This is a genomic window from Enterobacter cloacae complex sp. 2024EL-00711 (genome assembly GCF_047529885.1).
Lineage (GTDB): Bacteria > Pseudomonadota > Gammaproteobacteria > Enterobacterales > Enterobacteriaceae > Enterobacter > Enterobacter ludwigii.
Genome location: NZ_JBLIZC010000013.1, coordinates 50,851 through 66,040 on the forward strand (window position 1 = coordinate 50,851; position 15,190 = coordinate 66,040).

A 15,190-nucleotide genomic window follows, 5' to 3' on the forward strand; every position below is an offset into this window, starting at 1 on the left:
GACTTTCCCTACTCACACTTGCGACAGCGTTGTGCTGCCCTGCGGCTCGCGCTTATGCACAAGCCCTGCACTGTCAAACAGCCAGTACAACAGTTTGGCCAGTAACAGGCAGATGCCAAAAACGACCATGAAGAAAACCACGCGCGACACGAATGAATCCAGCCCTTCACGCGCCAGAACGATCATATTGAAAATGGCACCAAAGCAGAAACTGTGCAAAATAGCCGCCTTATAGCGGTTTGTTTCTTCGTTGCCGCGCACGTAGAGCCAGTCAAACCACTTGATGATCAGCCCCACCACCACCGCCCCCGGCAGGATAAACCAGCTTCCCCCCATCACCACCAGCGAGCCAATCAACGTAGGTGAGATCGCAAGGCCTGAGTGGTTGTTCAGCACTTCCCAGGTAAAATAGTTTGCCGTGTTGAGTACGACGCCGGGACGGTCTGGCCACAGCCAGGTTGGGATAAAGACATAAAAGTCGCGCACAATAGGCGCAAGGCCCTGGAAATCGATTTTGTCGTAGTTTTGCAGCAACAACGCCAGGTTTTCCCACGGCGAGAAGGTGTCGCGCGTGAGATAGAGGAATGTGTAAAACGCCTCGTCACCGGCTACGTTGAGCCCGTAGCGCTTCAGGGCAAGCCAGAACATACCAACAATGCCAAACACCCCAGCAGCCACCAGCATCCATAAAGAGATCCACCCGCGGATGATGCCGATAAACAGGAAGATTGCGAAAGCGATGATGATATTTGCACGCGTCCCTCCCACAATCATGTAGGTCAGGAAACCGAAGGCGACGGTACTCACCAGGAAAAACAGCCAGGCTTTGCTGTCCTGACGCAGGAAAAAGATCACCAGCATCGCCGGAATGAAGAAGTAGAAGAAGCGCTTAAGCGCCACGCCCGATACTTCGGCAGAAAAAATCTGGCTGTAGGACTGGAGCTTGAACAGCAGAAAACCATTGTGCATGAAGAAGATACCCACGCTTACCAGCGCGATCGTCATCAGCATCACCCACGTCAGGTGCGTCTCCACCCGGTTCATGGTGAAGAGCGCCCGGCGCGGCGCGGTGGATTGCGCTGAACGCAGGCGCGTTTTATAGGTGGCGTAGTAGACGGCGTAGAAGCAGGTCGCTGCCAGGATCGCCTGGAGCAGGATCTCGGGCGGCGCAACGCTCACATCAAACCGGAAGACCAGAATGCTGGTCAGCGGGAATCCGAAAAAGAAGGTCAGAAGAAACAGTAACGAGAAGAAGACGTTAAAGTTAAAACGCACCCGGCGAAACTCGAACCAGGTGAGCGTGGCGATGAATAAAGTGCTCAGAAGCCAAACGATCAGTAAGCCGCTGAATTGCAACTGACTCATGCTTTGTCTCCTGCAGCGATACGCAGCGCGCGGTGCCACGGCGTGAGGTAGTTCGGGCTAAAGAAGTCGATGGCACTTTTGTCCACCAGCGCCAGTTGTCTCTGCGCTTCGCGGACCACCTCTTCGTTAAGCACATCGGAAGTAAACAGCACCGGCAGATGCTGCTCCGCCATGTCCTGCCAGAATGGGTTTTCGCGATTGAGTACGCAGGGCACACCCGCCTGAATCAGCAGACACAGCGTGCCAATTCCTTGCTGACGCGCAAAGATGAAATAGCCCAGATCGCACCGACGCAGCAGCGCAAGATACTCATCAAATTCCAGCTTATCGTGGAGAATGTGCACATTCCCGGCGCTAAATAACGCGAGTGCCTGCTGGCGGACCTCATTGATATAGGCATCGTTGTTGGCCGGATACCCCATCGGCACAATCACATTGACGGTGTCGCCAAACTGCTGATGTACCGCCCTGAGCGCGGCAAGATGTTCATTGCTGCGATCGCCTGAATTACCCACCAGAATCGTCAGTTTACCCTCGCGCGGCGTATCATTCGCCATGTTGTTCAGCGCCGGGTTCATTCGGGTCGGGAAATAGAGTAGCTCACCGCGTACGTCAGGGTGGCGTTTAGCAAAATAATTGAGATCGCCACGGGTCGCGAAAACGCATCCCACACGCCCCTGCGCCATGCGCCGCAACGGGTAGAAAAGACGGAATTTCCAGCCGCTGGAGACTTCGTAAAGATCGGCTCCCCAGATATGCCAGCTGCACTGCGAAGGTTTGATCCCCCCGCTCAGGAGCGCCAGCCACAGGCCGGTATTAAACTGCCCATGGAAAAAGAAACGTTGCTCACGATCCGCTTTGGCTTTGGCAACAACCGCCTTCGCCAGCGCAGCCTTGTCCGGCCAGAAAGAGAGAGTCAGCGCCGGACACGCCACGCTCAGGCCATTATCCTGACCGGCAACCATAAACTCACGAGCGTCGGGATCCCCCGATGCCAGTTCATCATTGAAGAACCGTAACACGGTCTGGTTATGGTGTGGGATATCCGATCCCAGTATGTGAATCAGTGCAGTCATGCGCGTTTACGCCAAAGTAAAAATACGCCGCAACAGGCAGCGAAATAAACGATATAGGTTGCCATATAGGCCTGAGCCGCCCCCAGCGCACCGTGTGCCGGGATCAACCAGTGTGAGAATGCGGTCAGTAATGCAAACTGGCTGATTTCCGCCAGGATATACAACCGTAGCGAGGCTTTCGCAATCACCAGATAACCAAAAACGTAAGCCCCCACTTTCAGTACATCGCCCACCAGTTGCCAGGCAAACAGATCGCGCATGGCGGTAAACTTCGCGGAGAAGAGCAGCCAGATGGCGACATCGCGCAATAGCCATACGGTTAAACTGGCTGCCGCAACGGCGGGAAGGACAAACCGCAGTGAGCGGGAAATTTCGCGCGTGATATCCTGCCTGGAGGTCAGGCGCGATAAGGTTGGCAGCAAATAGACGCTAAAGGAAGCCGTTATAAATTGGAGGTAGGCATCGGAAATACTGCTCACCCCTTGCCAAATCCCAACTTCGTCCCAGCTGTAATGCGCCGCCAGCAGGTTTCGCATCATCACGTAGGCGACGGGGAGCGTGACGGAGGTGATGAGCGCCATCAGGGTAAATTTTCCCAGCTGGCTTGCCAGCACCTTATCCCATTGAGGTTTCAGGTAACTCAACGGAATGGTGCCCCGACGCATTAGCATGAACGCCGCCGGAACGACCACTAATGCCGGTACCAGCGCCAGCCCCAGCAACGCGCCTTCATAGCCGCCCAGCCGATAACAAAAATAGTAGGCAATAACGCCGATGACGCTGCCGAGGATTAACGCTAGTGCGTTCCCGGCCGCATCACGAAAGCCTTTCATCAGCGCCAGCAGCAGATTAGCCCAGGCAATGCCCAGCTGAACCAGCGCGACCAGACGAACCAGCCCCTGATAATGGGTGTGACCAAATAACCCCTGGCTTATGGGTGCCGCTGCCAGCAGGAAAATAACCGCCATCAGGGTCGAAAAGCCGGTGACCATCGCCGAGGATGTACCGACAACACGGCGAAGCTGGGCCGCATCATCATGGTACTGCGCAACGTATTTCGTGACGCCGTTGAAAATCCCTGCGCCGGCCAGTACCCCAAGGACGGTCACAAGCTGACGGAAATTGCCTGCCAGCCCAACGCCTGAAGGGCCGAATGAGACGGCCAGCAGCTTGACGACCAGTAGCCCGGCGCCAATTTTGACAAGTGTGGACGCGGCGGTCCACACCGATGCTTTTGCCAGAGACATATCAGCCGAAATAACTCAGAAGGGTGTTAATCACCGTACGCTGGTTAACAGGCGCGAGGTTGTAGAACAGTGGCAAACGAAGCAAACGCTCACTTTCTTTCGTGGTGTAGCGATCTTCACCCGCGAAGACCCCAAATGCCTCTCCTGCCGGGCTGGAGTGCAGCGGGATATAGTGGAACACCGCCAGAATTTCGGCTTCTTTTAGCCAGGCAATCAACTTGCTGCGATCGTCGTTATCGCGCAGTTTGATGTAGAACATATGGGCATTATGGACGCAATCAGCCGGAAGGGTCGGCAGCTCAATTCGCCCGGCTTGTGCCAGCGGTTGCAGCGCGTCGTAATAAGTTTGCCACAGGGACAGGCGCTGAAGATTAATGCGGTCCGCTGCCTCCAGCTGCGCCCACAGGTATGCCGCCTGCAGATCGGCCATCAGATAGCTTGAGCCAATATCGCGCCAGGTATATTTGTCTACCTGCCCCCGGAAGAACTGGCTGCGGTTGGTGCCTTTTTCACGGATCACTTCCGCGCGCTCGACCAGCGCACGGTCGTTAATCAGCGTCGCACCACCTTCGCCACCGGCGGTATAGTTTTTGGTTTCGTGGAAACTAAAGCAGCCGATATGGCCGATCGTTCCCAGCGCTCGCCCTTTATAGGTCGACATCACGCCTTGAGCGGCATCTTCAACCACGAACAGGTCATGTTTTTTGGCGATCGCCATGATGGTGTCCATCTCACACGCCACTCCCGCGTAGTGAACCGGCACAATCGCGCGCGTTTTGTCCGTGATTGCCGCTTCAATCAGCGTCTCATCGATGTTCATGGTATCCGGGCGAATATCCACAAAGACGATTTTCGCACCACGCAGGACAAAGGCATTCGCTGTAGAGACGAAGGTGTAGCTCGGCATGATCACTTCATCGCCCGGCTGGATATCCAGCAGCAACGCCGCCATTTCCAGCGATGCGGTACAGGACGGGGTCAGCAGGACTTTAGCGCTGTGAAACCGCTGCTCCATCCACTGCTGGCAGCGACGGGTAAAACCACCGTCACCACAGAGTTTGCCGCTGCCCATAGCAGACTGCATATAGTCGAGTTCAGTGCCCACGACGGGTGGTGCGTTAAATGGAATCATCTTGTCACCTGTATAACCAGTAAGCGGTGGCGTCGATGTTGGCACCACTCGCGATATAACGTTTAAGCGCGGCGGTGTTGCCCATCTGGGTTGCCACCCGCAGAGTCAAAAGCTGTTGCTGCTGCGCCCAGTGAAGCGCCGCCTGCATGAGTTTTTCGCCCATGCCGCGCCCGGCTAATAAACCAATACGCCCCTCGTTCGCGTTGAGCTTACGAAGCGAGACAAATCCCTCAATCTGGCCGTCTGCAGTGCGAAACACCAGGCACACATGGTCAAAGGTGCCTTTTACCGCGTTCTCTACCCACTGGGCGTAGAAACGTCCACTGTCGTCCGGTGCATACCACGGTGCGCGAAAACGGCTCCGGGCAAACGCCTGCGCCGCCATCTGACGCAGCGCGGGGATATCCTGCTCCGTTGCCACTTCCGCACCGGGCGAATCATGACGGGCGAGCGTAAGGGACAGATCAACCTCGCCTTCAACCAGCTGAAAACCTTGTTGCTGGAGCGCATCGAGCAGGTCGGCACGGTCTGCGGGGATCCTGGCCTGTACCCGCGGCCAGGCGGTGAAGTCGGCGTCAGTCAGAACCGGCGCATCGTCGCGCAGGCGCACGATGGCTGATGGCAGACCAAAAAAGGCACTCTCCCACTCAAGGGACTCGAGAACCCCCTTCAGGTGGCTCAACGCCAGACACCTTTCGTATCAACCACGTACTGTTGGCGTACGGCATCACCGGACGTCGCTTTAAATTCTTTATGATCCACCAGCAGCACCAGCACATTCGCCGTCGCCAGTGCCTCATCCAGCGCGGTCAACGTACAGTGGCCCGCCAGTTTTGCCGGCAGTTCATGAATATTGGGTTCAACCACCAGCGTTTCGCCGGTGTGCCAGCCAGCGATCATCTCTGCAATCTCCATCGCCGGGCTTTCGCGTAAGTCGTCAATATTCGGTTTGAATGCCAGACCAAAGCAGGCAATTTTCAGCTCACTGGCGCGTTTGCCGCTCTCAGCCAGACAGTCCGCTACGGTGGCTTTCACCTGACTGAGCACCCAGTGTGGCTTGCTGTCATTCACTTCACGCGCGGTGCGGATCAGGCGGGCCTGCGCCGGGTTTTGCGCCACAATAAACCACGGGTCGACGGCGATACAGTGACCGCCCACGCCCGGGCCAGGCTGGAGGATATTCACGCGCGGATGGCGATTCGCCAGGCTAATCAACTCCCAGACGTTAATCCCCTGATCGGCGCAAATCAGCGACAGTTCATTCGCGAAGGCAATATTCACGTCCCGGAAACTGTTTTCCGTGAGCTTGCACATTTCAGCGGTGCGGGAGTTGGTCACCACGCACTCGCCTTCAAGGAAAATCTTGTAAAGCGCGCTGGCGCGTGCAGAACAGACTGGCGTCATGCCGCCGATCACGCGATCGTTTTTAATCAGCTCTACCATCACCTGACCTGGCAGCACGCGCTCAGGGCAGTAAGCAATATTGATATCAGCCTCCTCGCCCGCCTGCTGCGGGAAGCGTAAGTCAGGTCGGGCTTGCGCCAGCCACTGCGCCATCTGTTCGGTAGCGCCGACGGGCGAAGTGGACTCCAGGATCACCAGAGCCCCTTTTTTCAGGACCGGTGCAATCGATTTTGCCGCCGCTTCGACATAAGCCATGTCGGGCTCATGGTCACCTTTAAAGGGGGTTGGCACCGCAATCAGATATGCATCCGCCTCGACCGGCGTCGTGCTGGCACGCAGGAATCCGCCATCAACCGCCTCTTTCACCACGCGGTCGAGATCGGGCTCCACGATATGAATTTCGCCACGGTTAATGGTTTCCACCGCACGCGCGTTGATATCCACGCCCACAACCTGTTTTTGACGGGAGGCAAACGCTGCCGCGGTGGGCAAGCCAATGTAGCCAAGACCAATGACAGAGATGGTAGTAAAACTCATAGCGATACCCGATTGTGTTTAAGTGCATGCAAAATACGGCCACAAGCCTGCCCATCGCCATACGGGTTATGGGCCCGGCTCATCGCCTGATACTCTTCGTCGTCGTGCAGCAGGCGCGTCACCTCTTCGACGATCAGCTGTGCATTGGTGCCGACCAGACGTACCGTGCCCGCTTTCACCGCTTCCGGGCGTTCGGTCGTTTCACGCATGACCAGCACAGGCTTGCCGAGAGACGGCGCCTCTTCCTGAATACCACCGGAATCGGTCAGGATCAGCCAGGCGTGGTTCATCAGCCAGACAAACGGCAAATAGTCCTGCGGTTCAATCAGCAGGACGTTTTCTATATGCCCAAGGATACGGTTGACCGGCTCGCTGACGTTAGGATTAAGGTGCACCGGGTAGACAATCTGCACATCCTGATTCTGCGCGGCGATTTCCGCCAGGGCATGACAGATTTGCTCAAAGCCGCGTCCAAAGCTCTCGCGACGGTGGCCGGTGACCAGAATGGTTTTTTTGCCATTGTTCAGGAAGGGGTAGCGTGCGGCGAGTTCTTTCTGAAGATCGTTGTTTGACAGCACGCGGTCACGAACCCAAATCAGGGCATCAATCACCGTATTCCCGGTGACAAAGATTTTGTTGTCGGCAATATTTTCACGCAGCAGGTTCTGTCGTGAATTTTCGGTGGGCGCAAAATGGTACATCGCCAGATGGCCGGTGAGTGTGCGGTTGGCCTCTTCGGGCCACGGCGAATAAAGGTTGCCGGTACGCAGACCCGCCTCAACATGGCCGACTGGAATTCGCTGGTAAAACGCAGCCAGGCTGGTTGCCACCGTGGTGGTGGTATCGCCATGCACCAGAACCACGTCAGGTTTGAAGGACTCCAGAATCGGCTTGAGCTCTTGCAGAATACGGCAGGTTATCTCCGTTAACCCCTGCCCCGGCTTCATAATATTGAGATCGTAATCCGGTACGATAGAAAAGAGAGTTAAGACCTGATCGAGCATCTCACGGTGTTGGGCAGTGACGCACACTTTCGCTTCAATATCAGGATCACTGGCCAGCGCATGAACCAGAGGTGCCATCTTAATGGCCTCCGGCCTGGTGCCAAATACGGTAAGTACTTTCACATCGATTCTCTTCGATTAAACGATGAAGGCCGCAGCCTTCATCGTAGACGGCGTTCTTAGTTAGTGCGACGACGCGTTAACGCCACGCCTGCGCCAGTCAGTGCACCCACAATCCCCCACATGATCATCAGGAATGCGCGGCGCGGACTATCGCGTTTTACAGGTTCTTCAGGCGTTCGCAAATAACGATAGGTCTGAAAACGCGGGTCCATTGTTGGACCGACATTCAGGGTGTTCAGCATCGCGCGGTTTTGATCGTAGTCGAGGTCAAAATCAGGGCCAACGGCCTGGAGGTTTTCCAGTCGAGCCTGCAGCATTGGGCGCCCGAGAAGGAACATTTCTGAATCAGGCAGTTCATCTGCCGGCACGTCCGTCTCAGTGCGAGAAATATTGTGCTGTTCGGCAATTTTCAGCGCCTGCTCAATATTGTGTACACGGCGGGCGAAGATGGCTTTAGCCACCTCTTCCTGACGTTTAACCTGCGCTTTCATCTGTATAGTACGGGCAGCCCAGGCACCTTTCAGCTCTTCATTAAGGTGGCTTGCCGCACGCTGGCTGGCAAAGGCAACGTACTGGCGCAACAGGTTATTGGCATCCGGCGCGGTTTCGGCAATCAGCTTGACGCTGTCGTTGACGTTACGCAGCGCATCTCCCGGCATAAACTGAATGTTGTTAATCATGTCATCCAGCAGCGCGGCATCGGCTTTACTGTTGCCCACCATCCGTTGCTTGTAATAATCCGTCTGGCTCCAGAAATCACGGCGCGTATCCCAGGAAGCCAGCTGCATCACAAACTCTTTATAGGCCTCATCCATGACGGAAGCCTGATCTGGGGTGGCCAGATTGGCTTTGATATCCAGGTTACGCAGGAACTGCTGCTGGGAATAGAACCCCCCGAGCATATTAACCGTTGGTTTATCAGTGATTGCCGTAGCGCTCCACTCTTGTTTTGCAAAGAAGGTGTAGGCCAGCGCTAACAATGCAAACCCCAGCGCGATCCCCGCAATCCAAAGTTTGCCTGCCCACAACACGCGAAACAAACCCCGAATATCCAGCTCATTCTCAGTTACCACTGATTTCGCTCCCGCCAACGGTTGAGTCATCATAGTCCCGGTTTTACTTAGTTAATGTTGTATTGTTGCCACTGTTGCGACGCATCCTGCGTTTAAGACGTTTAATAAACCGCGCCACTTTCCATGCGCGCTTAATGCAGTAGCCGTACAGGAAAAACGCTAGCAAGAATAATACCAACATGACCCATTCAGGGATGAAATGAGCATATTCCGCAGCCACCCCAATTGCGGCCAGAATAGCGGCAGCCAGGGTAATCAGCACAAACGCCTGACGCGAAGTAAAACCGGCACGCATGATGAGATGGTGAATATGCTGGCGATCGGGAGAGAAAGGACTCATTCCTTTACGCAGACGACGATACATAATCGCCACCATATCCATTAGCGGAATGGCAATAATCCACAGCGCTGTTACCGGGCTAATCGGGTGGGTTTTACCCTGAGTAGTCTCCAGCAAAATCCAGATAACGGTAAAGCCGATCAGCGTACTGCCCGCATCCCCCATAAACACTTTATAGCGACGACCGAGCGCACCGAGATTTAAGAGAATATAAGGCAGAATGGCGGCAATCATGGCAAAACACCACATCGACAGGCTGTACTGACCATCGAACCATAAAATGATGCCGATTGCGGCAAACGAAACCGACGACAATCCACCGAGCAGGCCGTCAATACCATCCACCATGTTGAACGCATTTATCGCCGCCCAGACGGCAAACAGTGTCAGGAAGAAACCAAAGGGACCCAGTACTAACTCCCAGGGTCCGAACACATAACCGAGGCTTCTCAGGTATAGCCCACCAACGACCATCATGATCACGCCAATGGCGGCCTGGACGGTGGCGCGAATTTTTACCGCGATATCGAACCGATCATCCAGCGCCCCGACTAACACCAGGACACCGGCGCAGGCAAGGTAGAGGGCGGCGTGTGGAATATAATAATCCGCAATACCAAACGTGAAACAGATACCAGCGTAAACAGAAATCCCTCCAACCAGAGGAATAAGTCCCTGATGACGTTTACGAAAATTAGGCTTATCCACCAACCCTATTCTTTTGGCCACCTTACGCGCGATGAACAAAAAACAGGTTGTGAATAAAAAAATACTGATTAGCTCAGTAACGGCGGTGAGTAGATTCACAATGGATTGCTCTCAACAAAAGTTAGTCCCGGAAGTATAACCATGAAGCCCCTGCCTCAGAAGTAATAAAGAAGGCTTCTTACAACTCCCTTTGTATATTTTTCAATCAATTATTTCGTTAACTGCACAAACAGTCTTATTGTCGCACTGACTGGTCTGAAATGGGAGTCTGCATTAATAGCGTATAAGCCATAAAAGAAAAACGCCACGTAAAAACGTGGCGCTTGCTGGCTTTATTTGCGTTACGAGCGTTTCATCATATCGAAGAAATCGTCGTTAGTTTTGGTCATCGCCAGTTTGTTAATGAGGAACTCCATTGCGTCGATTTCACCCATTGGATGGATGATTTTGCGCAGGATCCACATTTTCTGCAGCTCTTCCTGGGTGGTGAGCAGCTCTTCTTTACGGGTACCGGAACGGTTGTAGTCGATAGCCGGGAAGACGCGTTTCTCAGCAATTTTACGAGAGAGGTGCAGTTCCATGTTACCTGTACCTTTAAACTCTTCGTAAATAACTTCGTCCATTTTGGAACCCGTATCGATCAGCGCCGTAGCGATGATGGTCAGGCTGCCGCCCTCTTCCACGTTACGTGCCGCACCGAAGAAGCGTTTTGGACGATGCAGGGCGTTAGCGTCCACACCCCCCGTCAGCACTTTACCGGAAGCCGGAACGACGGTGTTGTAGGCACGCGCCAGACGGGTGATGGAGTCGAGTAGGATGATCACGTCTTTCTTGTGTTCAACCAGGCGTTTCGCCTTCTCGATAACCATTTCCGCAACCTGAACGTGGCGAGATGCGGGTTCGTCAAAGGTAGAAGCAACCACTTCACCTTTAACCAGACGCTGCATCTCGGTCACTTCTTCCGGACGTTCGTCAATCAGCAGTACCATCAGTACGCAGTCTGGGTGGTTATAAGCGATGCTCTGCGCGATATTCTGCAGCAGCATGGTTTTACCCGCTTTTGGCGGTGCGACGATCAGACCACGCTGGCCACGACCGATTGGCGATGCCAGATCCAGGACGCGAGCGGTTAAATCTTCAGTTGAGCCGTTACCACGCTCCATGCGCAGGCGAGAGTTCGCGTGCAGCGGCGTTAAGTTCTCAAACAGGATCTTATTACGGGAGTTTTCCGGTTTGTCGAAGTTAACTTCATTCACTTTCAACAGCGCAAAGTAGCGTTCACCCTCTTTTGGAGGACGAATCTTACCTGAAATGGTGTCACCAGTGCGGAGGTTGAAACGGCGGATTTGGCTAGGGGATACGTAGATGTCGTCAGGGCCGGCGAGGTAGGAGCTGTCTGCAGAGCGGAGGAAACCAAATCCGTCTTGCAATATCTCCAGCACACCGTCGCCAAAGATATCTTCGCCACTCTTAGCATGCTGCTTCAGGATGGCGAAAATGATGTCCTGCTTGCGCATACGAGCCTGGTTTTCCAGCCCCATATTTTCGCCGAGAGTGATCAGCTCAGAAACCGGCGTATTCTTTAATTCGGTAAGATTCATAATGGTGTGGGTTCTTAAACTCGGGGTGATACTCGAACTTAATGTTGTGAATGGTATGGCAGGGTCATCCATGCCTGTTTAGCGGCCATCAACTCATGTCTGTTCGCTGTCTGGTCACAGGGAAAAAACGCAGAACTGAAACGACAAGACGGATTGAGTGACAAGCCCGGAATTTAGCAACTTCACGCACTGTTTGTGTCAACAACGGGAAGTATCGGGTAAAACAAGATTCAAACAACAAGATATGTTTAAAACGAAGTCATAGCTAACTTAGCACGACTTCAGCCGGGCGTCCAGAGTTCCACATAATTTAGGCGCTCTGGACGCGCAGCAAAGAAACCTTACGCCAGGTTAGCGTCGAGGAACTCTTTCAGTTGACCTTTGGACAGTGCGCCCACTTTGGTCGCTGCCACTTCGCCGTTTTTGAACAGCAGCAGGGTCGGAATGCCACGGATACCGTATTTTGGTGCGGTGCCCGGGTTCTGGTCGATGTTCAGCTTGGCAACGGTCAGTTTGCCCTGATATTCGTCAGCGATCTCATCCAGAATCGGGGCGATCATTTTGCAAGGACCACACCATTCAGCCCAGAAATCGACGAGTGTCAGCCCGTCAGCCTTAAGTACGTCCGTGTCAAAACTGTCGTCAGTCAGGTGAATAATTTTATCGCTCATATATAACTCCACAGGAATAAGCCTGGTACGTTGGTTTCGCCCTCATCAACGACGTGTTGATGTCGCATTAACCAACTAAAGGTTGACTTTATTTCACCGGATACGCTTTCGTAAAGCAATAGTAAGCTGATATTCTACCACACTATGAGCAAAACACATTTAACAGAACAGAAGTTTTCCGACTTCGCCCTGCACCCAAAAGTGATCGAAGCCCTTGAAAATAAAGGGTTTCATAACTGCACGCCCATTCAGGCTCTCGCCCTGCCGCTGACGCTGGCGGGACGTGACGTAGCAGGGCAGGCGCAAACCGGTACTGGCAAAACGATGGCGTTTTTAACGTCAACGTTTCATTATTTACTTTCTCATCCAGCGATTGCAGACCGCAAAGTTAACCAGCCGCGCGCGCTAATTATGGCCCCGACGCGAGAACTGGCGGTACAGATCCACGCAGACGCTGAACCCCTGATGCAGGCTACGGGCCTGAAAATTGGCCTGGCTTATGGCGGCGATGGTTACGATAAGCAGCTGAAAGTGCTGGAAAGCGGTGTGGATATCCTGATCGGTACCACCGGCCGTCTTATCGACTACGCAAAACAGAACCACATTAACCTTGGTGCCATCCAGGTTGTGGTGCTGGATGAAGCTGACCGTATGTACGATCTGGGCTTCATTAAAGATATCCGCTGGCTGTTCCGCCGCATGCCACCCGCGAATCAGCGCCTCAACATGCTGTTCTCTGCGACCCTGTCGTATCGCGTACGCGAACTGGCATTCGAGCAGATGAACAACGCCGAATATGTGGAAGTGGAACCCGAGCAGAAAACCGGCCACCGCATCAAAGAAGAACTCTTCTATCCTTCCAATGAAGAGAAAATGCGTCTGCTGCAAACGCTGATCGAAGAAGAGTGGCCAGACCGCGCCATTATCTTCGCGAACACCAAGCACCGCTGTGAAGATATCTGGGGCCATCTGGCTGCAGACGGTCACCGTGTTGGCCTGCTGACGGGCGATGTTGCGCAGAAAAAACGCCTGCGTATTCTTGAAGAATTCACCCGTGGCGATCTCGATATTCTGGTCGCCACCGACGTCGCAGCGCGCGGCCTGCACATTCCAGCCGTTACGCACGTCTTTAACTATGACCTGCCGGATGACTGCGAAGACTATGTACACCGTATCGGTCGTACCGGTCGTGCGGGTGCAAGCGGCCACTCTATCAGCCTCGCGTGTGAAGAGTATGCGCTGAACCTGCCGGCGATTGAGACATACATCGGCCATTCTATTCCGGTGAGTAAGTACAACCCGGATGCGCTATTAAGCGAACTGCCGCCGGCTAAGCGCCTTACCCGCGCCCGCTCCGGCAATGGCCCGCGTCGATCTGGCGCGCCGCGTAATCGTCGTCGCTCAGGTTAAAAAATTATGCTCAGCTCCACCTCGCTTTATGCGGCAATTGATCTCGGTTCGAATAGTTTTCATATGCTGGTTGTGCGCGAGGTGGCGGGAAGCATACAAACGCTGACGCGCATTAAGCGCAAGGTCCGCCTCGCGGCGGGCCTGAGCAGCGATAATCACCTCTCTCCTGAAGCCATGGAACGTGGCTGGCAGTGCCTGCGACTCTTTGCAGAGCGTCTGCAGGATATCCCGCATTCCCAAATCACCGTCGTCGCCACAGCAACACTCCGCCTGGCGGTTAACGCCGTGGATTTTATTGCCAAAGCGCAGGAAATTCTCGGTTGTCCGGTGCAGGTTATCAGCGGTGAAGAAGAAGCGCGCCTGATTTATCAGGGCGTTGCGCACACCACGGGAGGCGACGATCGTCGTCTGGTTGTGGATATCGGGGGCGCCAGTACCGAACTCGTGACCGGCACCGGTGCGCAGGCAACGTCGCTATTCAGCCTGTCGATGGGTTGCGTAACCTGGCTTGAGCGCTACTTTACTGACCGCAATCTGGGTCAGGAGAACTTCGACGAGGCGGAAACTGCCGCACGCGAGGTGTTACGCCCGGTGATGGACGAACTGCGCTACCACGGCTGGAAAGTCTGCGTGGGGGCCTCCGGTACCGTGCAGGCATTGCAGGAAATTATGATGGCGCAGGGCATGGATGAGCGGATCACGCTTGCCAAGCTTCAGCAGCTTAAACAGCGGGCCATTCAGTGCGGGCGTCTGGAAGAGCTGGAAATTGAAGGCCTGACGCTTGAACGCGCGCTGGTATTCCCGAGCGGGCTCGCGATCCTGATCGCCATTTTCACCGAGCTGAACATCAAATGTATGACGCTGGCGGGCGGCGCGCTGCGTGAAGGTCTGGTCTACGGGATGTTGCACCTGTCGGTCGATCAGGACATTCGCAGCCGTACCCTGCGAAACGTGCAGCGTCGTTTCCTGGTTGATATCGATCAGGCAGGCCGCGTGGCACAGCTGGCGTCACGCTTCGCCGATCATGTGGCTAACGCCTGGGATCTGGACCCTTTGAGTCGCGATCTGCTGCTAAGTGCCTGTGCACTGCATGAAATCGGGCTGAGCATTGATTTTAAACAGGCCCCGGCTCATGCCGCTTATCTGGTGCGTAACCTCGATTTACCCGGCTATACCCCTGCGCAGAAAAAGTTGCTGGCAACGCTGCTGCTGAACCAGACCAATACCGTTGACCTCTCCTCTTTGCATCAGCAAAACGCCGTACCGCCGCGCGTGGCCGAGCATATGTGCCGCCTGCTGCGTCTGGCTATTCTGTTTGCCAGCCGCCGCCGCGATGATTTGCTGCCGGCACTCAATCTGGTGGCGGATGACGAGAAACTTTCGCTGACGTTGCCGGAAAACTGGCTGGATAATCATCCGCTTGGGGCGGAGATGGTCGAGCAGGAGTGTCAGTGGCAGAGCTACGTACACTGGGTGCTTGAGGTGAAATAACAGGGCGG

General features: G+C 54.6%; 13 protein-coding genes. 2 read left to right on the forward strand and 11 right to left on the reverse strand.

The window, feature by feature from the left end:
• Positions 1-12: 12 nt before the first annotated feature.
• From wzyE to trxA, 11 genes are all read right to left on the reverse strand, one after another.
• Entirely contained in the window at positions 13-1,365 is a 1,353-nt protein-coding gene (gene wzyE / locus ACMVME_RS22110; protein WP_020882888.1) for an ECA oligosaccharide polymerase, read from the reverse strand.
• Positions 1,362-2,441: a TDP-N-acetylfucosamine:lipid II N-acetylfucosaminyltransferase gene (locus ACMVME_RS22115; RefSeq protein ID WP_014172148.1), complete on the reverse strand. Its 1,080-nt coding sequence runs from the start codon at positions 2,439-2,441 to the stop codon at positions 1,362-1,364. The genes wzyE and ACMVME_RS22115 overlap by 4 nt, the downstream gene beginning before the upstream one ends.
• A complete protein-coding gene (gene wzxE / locus ACMVME_RS22120) occupies positions 2,438-3,688 on the reverse strand; it encodes a lipid III flippase WzxE (protein WP_014172149.1) in 1,251 nt (416 codons plus the stop codon). The genes ACMVME_RS22115 and wzxE overlap by 4 nt, the downstream gene beginning before the upstream one ends.
• A gap of 1 nt (position 3,689) precedes the next feature.
• Positions 3,690-4,820: a dTDP-4-amino-4,6-dideoxygalactose transaminase gene (gene rffA, locus ACMVME_RS22125; RefSeq protein WP_020882890.1), complete on the reverse strand. Its 1,131-nt coding sequence runs from the start codon at positions 4,818-4,820 to the stop codon at positions 3,690-3,692.
• Positions 4,821-4,824: 4 nt separating this feature from the next.
• The gene (gene rffC, locus ACMVME_RS22130; RefSeq protein ID WP_014172151.1) at positions 4,825-5,502 is read right to left on the reverse strand and encodes a dTDP-4-amino-4,6-dideoxy-D-galactose acyltransferase; all 678 of its coding nucleotides are present in this window, start codon (positions 5,500-5,502) and stop codon (positions 4,825-4,827) included.
• Positions 5,499-6,761 carry a UDP-N-acetyl-D-mannosamine dehydrogenase gene (gene wecC / locus ACMVME_RS22135; RefSeq protein WP_014172152.1) on the reverse strand — a complete coding sequence of 421 codons (1,263 nt, stop codon included), beginning with the start codon at positions 6,759-6,761 and terminating at the stop codon, positions 5,499-5,501. The genes rffC and wecC overlap by 4 nt, the downstream gene beginning before the upstream one ends.
• Positions 6,758-7,888, reverse strand: a complete 1,131-nt coding sequence (gene wecB / locus ACMVME_RS22140) for a non-hydrolyzing UDP-N-acetylglucosamine 2-epimerase (RefSeq protein ID WP_014172153.1) — start codon at positions 7,886-7,888, stop codon at positions 6,758-6,760. Before wecB ends, wecC begins: the two co-directional genes overlap by 4 nt.
• A gap of 56 nt (positions 7,889-7,944) precedes the next feature.
• Complete coding sequence (gene wzzE, locus ACMVME_RS22145) at positions 7,945-8,991, reverse strand: ECA polysaccharide chain length modulation protein (RefSeq protein WP_020882894.1); 1,047 nt, start codon at positions 8,989-8,991, stop codon at positions 7,945-7,947.
• Between the two features lie 13 nt (positions 8,992-9,004).
• Positions 9,005-10,108 carry a UDP-N-acetylglucosamine--undecaprenyl-phosphate N-acetylglucosaminephosphotransferase gene (wecA, locus tag ACMVME_RS22150; protein WP_014172155.1) on the reverse strand — a complete coding sequence of 368 codons (1,104 nt, stop codon included), beginning with the start codon at positions 10,106-10,108 and terminating at the stop codon, positions 9,005-9,007.
• Positions 10,109-10,350: 242 nt separating this feature from the next.
• Positions 10,351-11,610, reverse strand: a complete 1,260-nt coding sequence (rho, locus tag ACMVME_RS22155) for a transcription termination factor Rho (protein WP_008501566.1) — start codon at positions 11,608-11,610, stop codon at positions 10,351-10,353.
• A gap of 341 nt (positions 11,611-11,951) precedes the next feature.
• Positions 11,952-12,281 carry a thioredoxin TrxA gene (gene trxA, locus ACMVME_RS22160; RefSeq protein WP_004386384.1) on the reverse strand — a complete coding sequence of 110 codons (330 nt, stop codon included), beginning with the start codon at positions 12,279-12,281 and terminating at the stop codon, positions 11,952-11,954.
• Between the two features lie 144 nt (positions 12,282-12,425).
• Between trxA and rhlB the strand changes: the two genes are divergently transcribed.
• Complete coding sequence (gene rhlB / locus ACMVME_RS22165; RefSeq protein ID WP_014172158.1) at positions 12,426-13,691, forward strand: ATP-dependent RNA helicase RhlB; 1,266 nt, start codon at positions 12,426-12,428, stop codon at positions 13,689-13,691.
• Between the two features lie 6 nt (positions 13,692-13,697).
• A complete protein-coding gene (gene gppA / locus ACMVME_RS22170; RefSeq protein ID WP_020882895.1) occupies positions 13,698-15,182 on the forward strand; it encodes a guanosine-5'-triphosphate,3'-diphosphate diphosphatase in 1,485 nt (494 codons plus the stop codon).
• The last annotated feature ends 8 nt before the right edge of the window (positions 15,183-15,190 follow it).

Bases quoted from the DNA above. Each gene is read 5' to 3' on its own strand.
- rho (WP_008501566.1), bottom strand. From the start codon at position 11,610: ATGAATCTTACCGAATTAAAGAATACGCCGGTTTCTGAGCTGATCACT.
- gppA (WP_020882895.1), top strand. From the start codon at position 13,698: ATGCTCAGCTCCACCTCGCTTTATGCGGCAATTGATCTCGGTTCGAAT.
- wzyE (WP_020882888.1), bottom strand. From the start codon at position 1,365: ATGAGTCAGTTGCAATTCAGCGGCTTACTGATCGTTTGGCTTCTGAGC.
- trxA (WP_004386384.1), bottom strand. From the start codon at position 12,281: ATGAGCGATAAAATTATTCACCTGACTGACGACAGTTTTGACACGGAC.
- ACMVME_RS22115 (WP_014172148.1), bottom strand. From the start codon at position 2,441: ATGACTGCACTGATTCACATACTGGGATCGGATATCCCACACCATAAC.
- wzzE (WP_020882894.1), bottom strand. From the start codon at position 8,991: ATGACTCAACCGTTGGCGGGAGCGAAATCAGTGGTAACTGAGAATGAG.
- wzxE (WP_014172149.1), bottom strand. From the start codon at position 3,688: ATGTCTCTGGCAAAAGCATCGGTGTGGACCGCCGCGTCCACACTTGTC.
- wecC (WP_014172152.1), bottom strand. From the start codon at position 6,761: ATGAGTTTTACTACCATCTCTGTCATTGGTCTTGGCTACATTGGCTTG.
- rhlB (WP_014172158.1), top strand. From the start codon at position 12,426: ATGAGCAAAACACATTTAACAGAACAGAAGTTTTCCGACTTCGCCCTG.
- rffA (WP_020882890.1), bottom strand. From the start codon at position 4,820: ATGATTCCATTTAACGCACCACCCGTCGTGGGCACTGAACTCGACTAT.